The organism is Photobacterium sp. R1 (assembly GCF_054600795.1).
This window is the reverse complement of sequence record NZ_BAAHZP010001088.1, coordinates 1-230: the sequence shown is the minus strand read 5'-3', so window position 1 is coordinate 230 and position 230 is coordinate 1. Positions and strand designations below refer to the sequence as shown.

At 43.9% G+C, this 230-nt stretch carries 1 pseudogene; it reads right to left on the bottom strand.

What is annotated here, in order from left to right:
- Positions 1-230, bottom strand: a pseudogene (locus ACYP03_RS28420) (aminoacyl-tRNA hydrolase); the annotation flags it as partial.

Sequence of the window (230 nt, the reverse complement as noted above, 5' to 3'; positions counted from 1 at the left end):
GAAACAGAAGCGCCATGATAATCATCACGCCGTCTTTTGTGATGCGCTGATCAGACAAATTAACGAGTATTTCTTTATAAAAATCAGGCAATCAGGAGCGATGGATATCAAAACGCAGGTGACTAGCACTTGAAACTTTGTTGACGTTCTGACCGCCGGCTCCCTGAGCACGAATCACTGAAATTTCAATTTCCCAGTCCGCGATTTGAACGGCATTCGAAATGTGTAAC